Below are 11652 nucleotides of genomic sequence, written 5' to 3' on the forward strand. Positions count from 1 at the left end.
GGCAGCACCGTGAGCAACATTCCGGAGACCGGGCGGACCCCCCGGGTCCAGATCCGGCTCGTCGTCATCCAGGTACTTGTCTTCTCCCTCCTGCTCACCCTCGGCGGACGCCTCTGGTACCTCCAGATCCGCAACGGGCAGGAGTACACCGACGAGGCGAAGAACAACCACGTCCAGCAGGTCGTCCAGCCCGCCGTCCGCGGCTCGATCCTCGACGCCCGTGGCATCGCGCTCGCCGACAACGAGACCCGCCTCGTCGTCTCCGCGTCCCGCACCGAGCTGATGAAGATGAAGGACGACGGCAAAGGCGTCCTCACCCGCCTCGCGGGCGTCCTCGGCATGAAGCCGAAGGACGTCATGGACAAGGTCAGGCTCTGCGACGCCAAGACCCCGCAGCCCTGCTGGAACGGCTCGCCGTACCAGCCGATCCCGGTCACCGACGAAGCCACCACCCAGCAGGCCCTGCAGATCCGCGAGCGCGCCGAAGACTTCCCGGGCATCACCGCCGAGCCCACCGCCGTACGCCGCTACACCGCGCCCGGCAAGGCCAACACCGCGCAGGTCCTCGGCTATCTCTCGCCCGTCACCGACGAGGAGATCACCAAGGCCAAGGACACCGACTCGCCGTTCCTCCGCTCCGACCAGGTGGGCCGCTCGGGCATCGAGCGCACCTACGACAAGGAGCTGCGCGGCAAGGCCGGAGTCACCCGCTACGAGGTCGACAACCTCGGCCGCGTCATCGGCCAGGCAGCCAAGGACGAGGCCCAGCCCGGCGCGAACCTCGTCACCTCCATCGACGCACGCGTCCAGGCGGTCGCGGAGTACGAGCTCAACGGGGCGATGAAGACCGCCCGCCTGGAGACCGACAGGAACACCGGCGAGAAGTACAAGGCGGATGCCGGCGCCGTCGTGGTGATGGAGAACAAGACCGGCCGGATCGTCTCGATGGCCTCGCAGCCGACGTACGACCCCAACTCCTGGGTCGGCGGCATCTCCGGCAAGGACTACGCCAAGCTCACCGGCAAGGACTCCAACTACCCGCTGCTGAACCGCGCGATCCAGGGCCAGGCCGCGCCCGGCTCGATCTTCAAGGTCATCTCCTCGACCGCGGCGGTCAACGCCGGCTACCCGTTCGACGGCGACTACCCCTGCCCAAGCTCGTACTCCGTCGGCGGCCAGGTCTTCAAGAACTTCGAGTCCAAGGGCTACGGCAGCATCAGCCTCGGCAGGGCCCTTGAGGTCTCCTGCGACACCGTCTTCTACGGCCTCGCCCACCGGGAGTGGCAGAAGGACGGCGGCATCAAGCCCAAGAAGCGCACCAACGACTGGTTCTACAAGACCGCCCACCAGTTCGGTCTCGGCAAGGAGACCGGCATCGACCTCCCCAACGAGGTCAGGGGCCGTGTACCCGACCGCCAGTGGAAGCAGAGCTTCTGGGAGGCCAACAAGGACGGCTGGTGCAAGCAGGGCAAGAAGGACGGCGACTACGTCGAGAAGATCGCGTACGAGAACTGCCTCGAAGGCAACCGGATGCGTGCCGGTGACTCCGTCAACTACTCCATCGGTCAGGGCGACACCCTCGTCACCCCGATCCAGATGGCCACGATCTACGCGGCGATCGCCAACGGCGGCACCCTGTACAACCCCACCATCGGCAAGGCCGTGATCAGCGCGGACGGCAAGACGGTCCAGGCGATCAAGCCGAAGTCCCACGGCAAGCTGCCCATGGACGCCGACACCCGGTCGCAGATAGACAAAGCCCTCGCGGGAGTCACGACCCGCGGATCGGCCGCCTGGCGCTTCGGCGGCTGGCCGCAGGACAAGATCCCGATGCACGCCAAGACGGGTACCGCCGAGGTCTACGGCAAGCAGACGACCTCCTGGTTCGTCTCGTACACCGAGGACTACACGATCATCATGACGATCGCCCAGGGTGGTACCGGATCCGGTGCCTCGGGACCGGCCGTGCGCAAGATCTACGAGGCGATGTACGGACTCGACGAGGAGGGCGGCCAGGACCTGAAGAAGGCCCTGCTGCCCAAGCCGCAGACGGCGCTGCCGAAGATCGAGCCCGACGGCTCCATCGAAGCCCCCAAGATCGAGCCGTACGCGCCTGAGGAAGAGGAGCCTCCGGCCGAGGAACAGCAGCTCGCGGGCGCACCCGCGCGGAGGGACTGAGCCATGGCCGGCACGAATGGCTTCTCCGTCTCCGGATACGGGCCCAAGCGAGGTGGCCTGTGGTCGCGGCTGTCCGCCCGCGACTCCGTGGTGCGCAAGCTCGACTGGCCGCTGCTGCTGTCCGCGATCGCGCTGTCCTTGGTGGGCACGCTGCTGGTGTGGTCGGCGACCCGCAACCGCACCGAGCTCAACCAGGGCGACCCGTACTACTTCTTCTTCCGCCACGCCCTCAACACCGGGATCGGCCTCGCGCTGATGATCGGCACGATCTGGCTCGGGCACCGCACCCTGCGCGGCGCGGTCCCGGTGCTGTACGGGCTCTCCGTGGTGCTCGTTCTGCTGGTGCTCACGCCGCTCGGCGCGACCATCAACGGCGCGCACGCGTGGATCGTGATCGGCGGCGGCTTCTCCCTCCAGCCCTCGGAGTTCGTGAAGATCACGATCATTCTGGCGATGGCGATGCTGCTGGCCGCGCGCGTGGACGCGGGCGACCAACTGCACCCCGACCACCGGACGGTCGCCAAGTCCCTGGGCTTCGCGGTCCTGCCGATGGTGATCGTCATGCTGATGCCGGACCTCGGTTCGGTGATGGTGATGGCGGTGATCGTGCTCGGCGTGCTGCTCGCCTCCGGCGCCTCCAACCGCTGGATCCTCGGGTTGATCGGCGCCGGCGTCATCGGTGGCGTGATGGTCACCGCGCTCGGGCTGCTGGACGAGTACCAGATCAACCGCTTCGCGGCGTTCGCCAACCCGGAACTCGACCCGGCCGGCGTCGGCTACAACACCAACCAGGCGCGGATCGCGATCGGATCGGGCGGACTGACCGGCACCGGCCTGTTCAAGGGCTCCCAGACGACCGGCCAGTTCGTCCCCGAACAGCAGACGGACTTCGTATTCACCGTCGCGGGCGAGGAACTGGGCTTCCTGGGGGCGGGCCTGATCCTGCTGCTGCTCGGCGTCATCCTGTGGCGCGCCTGCCGCATCGCACGTGAGACGACCGAGCTGTACGGCACGATCGTGGCCGCCGGGATCATCGCCTGGTTCGCCTTCCAGTCCTTCGAGAACATCGGAATGACGCTCGGGATCATGCCGGTGGCGGGCCTGCCGCTGCCGTTCGTGTCGTACGGAGGCACCTCGATGTTCGCGGTCTGGATCGCGATCGGGCTGCTCCAGTCGATCCGGGTGCAGCGGCCGATAACTGCCTAGGTGAACACATGGGATGCCACGGAGGCCCTCCGGGAACTAGATTCGGTTCATGGCGGATACGAAGCGTGAGATCGAGCGGAAGTACGAAGCCAATCCCGAGACCCGACTGCCGGACCTGACCGGAGTCGCAGGGGTGTCGGCCGTCCACGACAAAGGCGTCGTCGAGCTCGACGCCGTCTACTACGACACCGCCGACCTGCGCCTCGCCGCCGCCTCCATCACCCTGCGCCGCAGGACGGGCGGCACGGACGCGGGCTGGCACCTCAAGCTCCCGGTCGCCCCGGGCGTACGGGACGAGATCAGCGCACCCCCGTCCGATACGGTCCCGCACAGCCTTGAGGGCCTGGTCCGCGCCCGCACCCGGGACGCCGAACTCACGCCCGTGGTACGCCTGCGGTCCTCCAGAGACGTCCGCCACCTGGTCGACGCGGACGGCGCGCTGCTGGCCGAGCTGAGCAGGGACGCGGTCCACGCGGAACGCCTCATCGACGGCGGCCGCACGGCGCAGTGGGACGAGATCGAGGTCGAGCTCGCCGACGACGCGGATCCGTCCATCCTCGACGCGGTCGAGAAGAAGCTTCGCAAGGCAGGCGTGCGCCCGGCGAAGGCGCCGTCGAAGCTGGCCAGGGCGCTGGCGGAGACCGCCCCCAAGGGGGACAAGCGGGCGGCACCACCCTCCTCGGAACCCCCGCAGACCGCCGGCGAACACATCCTCGCCTACCTGCGGGAACAGGCCGACGCACTGCTCGCGTACGACCCCGGCGTGCGCCGTGACCTGCCCGACTCGGTGCACCAGATGCGGGTCGCCACGCGACGGATGCGCAGCGCGTTCAAGACGTACCGGAAGGTCATCGACCGGACCGTCACCGATCCGATCGGCGACGAGCTCAAGTGGCTCGCGGGCGAGCTGGGCGTCGCACGCGACCAGGAGGTGCTCGCCGAGCGGCTGCGGTCGCGGATCGACGCCGTGCCCAGGACCCTGCTGCTCGGCCCGGTGCGCGGACGGCTGCGTATCTGGACCGCGGCCCATGGCTCCGGCGCCCGCCGCAAGGCCGTCGCCGTGCTCGACACCAAGCGCTATCTCTCGCTCCTGGAGTCGCTGGACGCGCTGCTCAGCGACCCGCCGCTGCTGAAGGCGGCGGGCGGCGCGGCCGCCAGGGTGATCCCCAAGGCGGTCCTGAAGGACTACGACCGGCTGGCCGCCCGGGTCGACCATGCCCTGGAGCTGCCTCCCGGTGAGGAGCGGGACCTGGCCATGCACGACGCCCGCAAGGCCGCCAAGCGCGCCCGGTACGCGGGCGAGGCGGCGACGCCCGCGCTCGGCAAGGCGGCCAAGAAGTTCGCCAAGCGGATGAAGGCCGTGCAGTCGGTGCTCGGTGACCACCAGGACAGCGTCGTGGCCCGCGAAGTCCTGCGGAACCTCGCGATCCAGGCGCATGCGGCGGGGGAGTCCGCCTTCACCTGGGGACTGCTGTACGGGCGGGAGGAGGCACAGGCCGCGCAGCGGGAGGCGGAGCTGCCGGGGGTGTGGAAGGAGGCGTCCGCCCCCAAACTGCGAGCGGATCTGACCGGCTGAGCGTCAAGGTACGCTTGATGGTCACCCTTGCCCGCTCACGAGAGACACCAAGATGCCTGTCGAGTCGGTCTTCCCACGCCTGGAAGCGCTTCTCCCGCACGTCCAGAAGCCGATCCAGTACGTCGGCGGAGAGCTCAACTCCACCGTCAAGGACTGGGGCGCCTGCGACGTTCGCTGGGCACTCATGTACCCCGACGCGTACGAGGTCGGACTGCCCAACCAGGGCGTCATGATCCTCTACGAGGTACTGAACGAGCGCGAGGGGGTGCTCGCCGAGCGTACGTACAGCGTCTGGCCGGACCTCGAAGAGCTGATGCGGGAGCACAAGGTCCCGCAGTTCACCGTGGACTCACACCGTCCGGTGAAGGCCTTCGACGTGTTCGGTCTCAGCTTCTCCACGGAGCTCGGCTACACGAACATGCTCACCGCCCTGGACCTCGCGGGCATCCCGCTGGAGGCGAAGGACCGCGGCCTGGACGACCCGATCGTGCTGGCGGGCGGCCACGCGGCCTTCAACCCCGAGCCGATCGCGGACTTCATCGACTGCGCGGTCATCGGCGACGGCGAGCAGGCCGTCCTCGACATGACCGAGATCATCCGCGCCTGGAAGGCCGAAGGCCGCCCGGGCGGCCGCGAAGAGGTGCTCTTCCGCCTCGCGAAGACCGGCAATGTCTACGTCCCGGGCTTCTACGACGTCGAGTACCTGCCCGACGGCCGCATCGGCCGCGTCGTCCCGAACAAGTCCGGCGTGCCGTGGCGCGTGTCCAAGCACACCGTCATGGACCTCGACGAGTGGCCGTACCCGAAGCAGCCGCTGGTCCCCCTCGCCGAGACCGTCCATGAGCGGATGTCCGTCGAGATCTTCCGCGGCTGCACCCGCGGCTGCCGCTTCTGCCAGGCCGGCATGATCACGCGCCCCGTGCGGGAGCGAAGCATCACCGGCATCGGCGACATGGTCGAAAAGGGCCTGAAGGCGACCGGCTTCGAGGAGGTCGGCCTGCTGTCGCTGTCCTCCGCGGACCACAGCGAGATCGGCGACATCGCGAAGGGCCTGGCCGACCGGTACGAGGAAGACAAGATCGGTCTGTCCCTGCCGTCGACCCGCGTGGACGCGTTCAACGTCGACCTGGCCAATGAGCTGACCCGCAACGGCCGCCGCTCGGGTCTGACGTTCGCCCCCGAGGGCGGCTCCGAGCGCATGCGCAAGGTCATCAACAAGATGGTCTCGGAAGAGGACCTGATCCGTACCGTCTCGACGGCGTACGGCAACGGCTGGCGTCAGGTGAAGCTGTACTTCATGTGCGGTCTGCCCACCGAGACCGACGAGGACGTTCTCCAGATCGGCGACATGGCGGTCAACGTCATCGCCGAGGGCCGCAAGGTTTCGGGGCAGAACGACATCCGCTGCACGGTGTCGATCGGCGGCTTCGTGCCCAAGCCGCACACCCCGTTCCAGTGGGCCCCGCAGCTGAGCGCCGAGGAGACGGACGCGCGGCTGGAGAAGCTGCGCGACAAGATCCGCGGAGACAAGAAGTACGGCCGCTCGATCGGCTTCCGCTACCACGACGGCAAGCCCGGCATCGTCGAGGGCCTGCTCTCCCGCGGCGACCGCCGCATCGGCTCGGTCATCCGCGCGGTCTACGAGGACGGCGGCCGCTTCGACGGCTGGCGCGAGCACTTCTCGTACGACAGGTGGATGGCCTGCGCCGAGAAGACGCTGCCCGCCTTCGGCGTGGACGTCGACTGGTACACGACGCGTGAGCGCACGTACGAGGAGGTCCTGCCCTGGGATCACCTGGACTCCGGTCTCGACAAGGACTGGCTCTGGGAGGACTGGCAGGACGCGCTCGACGAGACCGAGGTCGAGGACTGCCGCTGGACGCCGTGCTTCGACTGCGGTGTCTGCCCGCAGATGCAGACCTCCATTCAAATCGGCCCGACCGGCAAGAAGCTCCTGCCTCTCAGCGTGGTCAACGCTGCGGACTAGAGGGACCTGAACGGCGTCCGGTCCCAATGCCGGAGGCTCGGGCTGCCAAGGGCCGAGCACCGTCCCTCAGTGTTCGCGCCCAAGGGCGTACCGAGGCCGCCCCGTTACCTCGCCGGGAGGACGCCGCCAAGCGGCTGATCTCCGTGGCGGGTCGAGGATCCGCCCGCCGGGGGCGCTGGGACGATGCGCCCCATGACATCCAAGGCGGGCACGGAGGGTTCGACCAAGGGGGGACTCGTCCTGCTGACACTCGCGGCCGGGCAGTTCCTGATGGCGCTCGACAGCTCTGTCATGAACGTTTCGATCGCGACGGTGGCCGACGATGTCGGCACAACGGTGACAGGCATCCAGGGGGCGATCACGGCCTACACGCTCGTGATGGCGATGTTCATGATCCCTGGCGGCAAGGTCGGCGCGATCATCGGCCGCAAGCGTGCGTTCATGATCGGCTGCGGCATCTACGGCTGCGGATCCCTGACGACGGCGCTTGCCCCGAACCTGCCTGTGCTCCTGTTCGGCTGGTCGTTCCTCGAAGGCGTCGGGGCGGCGCTCATCCTGCCCGCGATCGTGGCGCTCGTCGCCGGCAACTTCGCCGTGGCACGCCGCCCCGCCGCCTACGGACTCGTCGCGGCCGCAGGAGCCGTGGCGATCGCGGTCGGGCCGATCATCGGGGGTGTCGCGACGACGTACTTCTCGTGGCGCTGGGTCTTCGTCGGTGAGGTCGTAATCGTGCTCGCCATCCTGGTGCTCGCCCGCCGCGTCGCCGACGCGCAACCCGACCAACGCCACCGCCTCGATCTCGTCGGCGCCGCGCTCTCCGCTCTCGGGCTCGGGAGCTTCGTCTACGGCGTACTCCGCTCGGACGAATGGGGCTGGTTCCAGCCGAAGCCCGACGCGCCCTCCTGGCTCGGGATCTCGCTGGTCGTGTGGCTGATGCTGGCGGGTCTGCTCCTGATCTGGCTCTTCCTGCGCTGGGAGGCGCGCCTGGTGGAGCAGCGCAAGGAGCCCCTCGTGGACCCGGCGCTTCTGCGGAACAAGCAGCTCACCGGCGGCCTGACGATGTTTTTCTTCCAGTACCTCGTACAGATGGGCGTGTTTTTCGTCGTACCGCTCTACCTGTCGGTCGCCCTCGGCCTGTCCGCGCTCAAGACAGGCGCACGCATCCTGCCGCTCTCGCTGACACTGCTGGCCGCCGCGATCCTGATCCCGCGTCTCTTCCCGCACGTCTCGCCGCGGCGCGTGGTGCGGCTCGGGATCCTTGCGTTGCTCGCGGGTGCGGTGGTCCTGATGGCCGCGCTCGACGCGGACGCCGGTGCGGAAATCGTCACCATCCCTCTCCTGTTGATCGGGCTCGGCATGGGCGCGCTGGCGTCTCAGCTCGGATCGGTCACTGTGTCCGCAGTGCCGGACAAGCAGAGCGCGGAGGTCGGCGGCATCCAGAACGCCGTCACCAACCTCGGCGCCTCGATCGGTACGGCACTCGCCGGGTCGATCCTGATCGCCGCGCTGACGGCTTCGTTCCTTACCAGCGTCGAGCAGAATGAGGCGATCCCGGCCGACGTCAAGAGCCAGGCGACCGTCGAACTCCAAAGCGGCGTGCCCTTCCTGTCGGATGCCCAGCTCAAGGACGCCCTCGACGAGGCGGGCACGAGCACGGAGGTGACTCAGGCCGCGCTCGACGCGAACGAGGCAGCGAGGCTCGACGGCCTGCGCGCCGCACTCGCCATCCTCGCTCTCACCGCTCTCCTCGCGATGTTCTTCACCCAACGGATCCCGACCACCCAGCCCGGCGCGACGGAAGCGTAGCGATGGGCAATCGCCGTCCTGTTCGGTTCGGTCTCTGCCTACGGACGTGCCCTCAAGTGACCCAGGGCGCCGGGCGTTCGCGCTCCCCGGCACAATGGGCCGATGCCGCAGCTCATCGTGCCGGACGTCCGTTTCCGTCTCTCCTTCCTCGAGTCGGTGGAAGAGTCCGTCGCCGAGGCCGAGTACTTCGGTGACACGCTGGCCCGCGAACTCGCCGAGCACGGCGGCAGCTGGCACGAGCCGGAGGGCTTCGCGCGGTACGTCGCCGCGATCCGCCAGGAGGAACTGGAGGAGGGCCGCCGGCCCGCGGGCTTCGTGCCCGGCACCTGGTACTGGTATGTCGACGGCGACACCTACCTCGGCCGCATCCAGATCCGGCACCGGCTCACTCCTCATCTGCGCGACTTCGGCGGCCACATCGGCTACGGAGTGCGGCCGAGCGCCCGCCGCCGCGGCCATGCCACCGCGATGCTGCGCGATGTCCTCCCCTATGCATCCGCACTCGGCCTCGACCGGGTCCTGGTCACCTGCGACACCTCCAACACCGGCTCGCGCAAGGTGATTGAGAACAACGGGGGCGTCTTCGAGGACGAGCGCGGCGGAAACCGCAGGTACTGGATCCGGACGGGCCTGTGACGCGTCATGTCTGACATGGAGTTCGAGAAGTCGCCTCAGACGTACGGGAATCATCAGGCACCCGCGCACTACGAGCCCGGCGAGGGCTGTCTCACCACGGTCATCCGGATACCGGTGCGGATCGTGGTGCTGCTCGTTGTCGTGCCCGTACGGATGGTCTGGGACCTCCTCGTCGTCTGCGGCCGGGCCGTGGAGCGGATGCTGCTGCGGCCGCTGGGCAGGGCGATGGCCTGGGTGTACGAGGCGGTGCTGACACCGCTCGGGCACGGTCTTGTGTGGCTTGGGGTCTTCATCGGCAAGGCGTTCTTCGTCTGGCCGTGGGTTGCGCTGTGGCGGTATTTGGTGGTGCCGGTGGTGATGTACGGGCTCGTGGTGCCGGTGGTGTGGATATACCGGCAGCTGCTGACTCCGTTGGGGCACGGGCTCGCCTGGCTCGTGGAGCATCTGCTGGTCGCGCCCGTGCGCTGGATCTACCGCCGGCTGCTCACCCCCGTCGGGCACGGTCTTGTCTGGCTTGGGGTCTTCATCGGCAAGGCGTTGTTCGTCTGGCCGTGGGTTGCGCTGTGGCGGTATTTGGTGGTGCCGGTGGTGATGTACGGGCTCGTGGTGCCGGTGGTGTGGATATACCGACAGCTGCTCACCCCGCTCGGCCACGGGCTCGCCTGGCTGCTCACCGCGATCGGGCACGGCATCGCCGCCGTCTGCCGCGGGGTGTGGACGGCGGTCGTCTGGCTGGTCGTGGTCCTGCTCGTCACGCCCGTCGGCTGGGTCTACCGCCACATCCTCGCGCCCATCGGCCGCGAGATCGCCGCCGCCGTGGGCGTCGCCTGGCGCATCGCCGGATACATCTCGCGAGCCGTCGGCCGGGGGATCAAGTGGCTTGCCTGGAACCTCGTCGGACGGCCGGTGCGCTGGTGCTACCAGAACGTCTGCACCCCCGTCGGGCACGCGCTGCGCGACGGCATCTGGCGTCCGGCCAAGAAGGCCGCCGTCGAGGCGGGCCGGGCCGCCCGGGCCGCGCTCCAGTCGGCCCGGGAGACGGTACGGCAGGCCAGGCGGGATACCTGGCGCGCGCTCGTCGGCGGGCCCCGGGTGCCCGAGGCCGGGGAACCGTTGGTGCCTCAGGCGCGTACTCTGGGTAGTACAACGACTGTTCCCGGCGTGGTGGCCGCACCCGAGATCTCCTTGCGAAAGCAGGGGTGAGCCGGGCGGGCCCCCAGGGAACACCCCGCACGTCCGAGGGTGGCGCGCCCCGCGCCCGCCCCGCACCGAGGAGAAGAACCACTGGGCAAGCGACAGCCCGAAGGCCCGCCGCCCGCACCGGCAGTGCAGCGCATTCGACTGCGCTACACCAAGCGCGGCCGCCTCCGGTTCACCAGCCACCGTGACTTCCAGCGTGCCTTCGAGCGGGCGCTGCGGCGTGCCGAGGTGCCCATGGCGTACTCGGCGGGCTTCACCCCGCACCCGAAGGTGTCGTACGCCAATGCCGCACCCACCGGCACGGGCAGCGAGGCCGAGTATCTGGAGATCGCACTCACCGAGCACCGCGACCCCGACGAGCTGCGTGAGCTGCTCGACGAGTCGCTGCCGGGCGGGCTCGACATCACCGACGCCGTCGAGGCCCGTACGTCAGGCCTCGCCGACCGGCTCACCGCATCCGTGTGGGAGCTGCGGCTCGACGGGGTCGACGTCGAGGACGCCTCGAAGGCCGTGTCCGTCTTTCTCGCCGCCGAGACCGTCGAGGTCCAGCGGAAGACGAAAAACGGCATGCGGACCTTCGACGCCCGTGCTGCCGTGGCGGACCTGCAGGCGCTCCATCCACAGTCCGACGCAGGCGTCGGCTCCACTGGAGCGGCTACCGCCGCGCTCATCAATAGGCCCGGGGACGGCCCCTGTGCGATACTGCGGCTGGTTGTTCGGCACGTGACACCTGCCGTGCGACCCGACGACGTCCTGTCCGGTCTCCGAGCTGTGGCCGACCTGGCGCCGCCGGTCCCCGCAGCGGTGACCAGGCTGGCGCAGGGGCTCTTCGACGAGGAGTCCGGCACGGTGACCGACCCGCTCGCGCCCGACCGCGAGGCAGTTCCGGCCGCTCTACCCACGGCCGCCGGAGCCGCCGTCGCGACGGCATCGGAAGGTCCCGCCGCGTAAGGACAGTCGTTGTAGCGCAGTCCTGGTACTCGGGAGCCACCTGGGTCGGGCCGCGCACCGAACAGAAGACTTTCGCCAGGCCGTACGTACATCGCGTACGGAACCGGCGAGC

Annotated in this window: 8 protein-coding genes; all 8 read left to right on the top strand. The window is 69.0% G+C overall.

The genetic code is table 11. The features are described from left to right. The first annotated feature begins 9 nt into the window (after window positions 1–9). The 8 genes from mrdA to QFZ67_RS26310 all read left to right on the top strand — a co-directional run bounded on the left by mrdA (window position 10) and on the right by QFZ67_RS26310 (window position 11540). Window positions 10–2178 carry a penicillin-binding protein 2 gene (gene mrdA / locus QFZ67_RS26275; RefSeq protein WP_307663529.1) on the top strand — a complete coding sequence of 723 codons (2169 nt, stop codon included), beginning with the start codon at window positions 10–12 and terminating at the stop codon, window positions 2176–2178. A 3-nt stretch (window positions 2179–2181) separates the two neighbouring features. Continuing rightward, on the top strand, window positions 2182–3384 hold the full coding sequence (rodA, locus tag QFZ67_RS26280) for a rod shape-determining protein RodA (RefSeq protein WP_307663530.1): 1203 nt from the start codon (window positions 2182–2184) through the stop codon (window positions 3382–3384). 49 nt (window positions 3385–3433) lie between these two features. Continuing rightward, complete coding sequence (locus tag QFZ67_RS26285; RefSeq protein ID WP_307663531.1) at window positions 3434–4960, top strand: CYTH and CHAD domain-containing protein; 1527 nt, start codon at window positions 3434–3436, stop codon at window positions 4958–4960. Window positions 4961–5012: 52 nt separating this feature from the next. Then, window positions 5013–6947: a TIGR03960 family B12-binding radical SAM protein gene (locus QFZ67_RS26290; RefSeq protein WP_307663532.1), complete on the top strand. Its 1935-nt coding sequence runs from the start codon at window positions 5013–5015 to the stop codon at window positions 6945–6947. A gap of 192 nt (window positions 6948–7139) precedes the next feature. Beyond that, window positions 7140–8753: an MFS transporter gene (locus QFZ67_RS26295; protein WP_307663533.1), complete on the top strand. Its 1614-nt coding sequence runs from the start codon at window positions 7140–7142 to the stop codon at window positions 8751–8753. A 102-nt stretch (window positions 8754–8855) separates the two neighbouring features. Next, a complete protein-coding gene (locus tag QFZ67_RS26300; protein ID WP_307663534.1) occupies window positions 8856–9389 on the top strand; it encodes a GNAT family N-acetyltransferase in 534 nt (177 codons plus the stop codon). A 15-nt stretch (window positions 9390–9404) separates the two neighbouring features. Continuing rightward, window positions 9405–10592, top strand: a complete 1188-nt coding sequence (locus QFZ67_RS26305; protein WP_307663535.1) for a hypothetical protein — start codon at window positions 9405–9407, stop codon at window positions 10590–10592. Window positions 10593–10715: 123 nt separating this feature from the next. Continuing rightward, a complete protein-coding gene (locus QFZ67_RS26310; RefSeq protein WP_307663536.1) occupies window positions 10716–11540 on the top strand; it encodes a TIGR03936 family radical SAM-associated protein in 825 nt (274 codons plus the stop codon). Window positions 11541–11652: the final 112 nt, after the last annotated feature.

Source organism: Streptomyces sp. V1I1 (assembly GCF_030817355.1).
Classification (GTDB): Bacteria; Actinomycetota; Actinomycetes; order Streptomycetales; family Streptomycetaceae; genus Streptomyces.

Coding starts and splice junctions, on each gene's coding strand:
- QFZ67_RS26305 (WP_307663535.1), top strand. CDS start 9,405: ATGGAGTTCGAGAAGTCGCCTCAGACGTACGGGAATCATCAGGCACCC.
- QFZ67_RS26290 (WP_307663532.1), top strand. CDS start 5,013: ATGCCTGTCGAGTCGGTCTTCCCACGCCTGGAAGCGCTTCTCCCGCAC.
- QFZ67_RS26300 (WP_307663534.1), top strand. CDS start 8,856: ATGCCGCAGCTCATCGTGCCGGACGTCCGTTTCCGTCTCTCCTTCCTC.
- rodA (WP_307663530.1), top strand. CDS start 2,182: ATGGCCGGCACGAATGGCTTCTCCGTCTCCGGATACGGGCCCAAGCGA.
- QFZ67_RS26285 (WP_307663531.1), top strand. CDS start 3,434: ATGGCGGATACGAAGCGTGAGATCGAGCGGAAGTACGAAGCCAATCCC.
- QFZ67_RS26295 (WP_307663533.1), top strand. CDS start 7,140: ATGACATCCAAGGCGGGCACGGAGGGTTCGACCAAGGGGGGACTCGTC.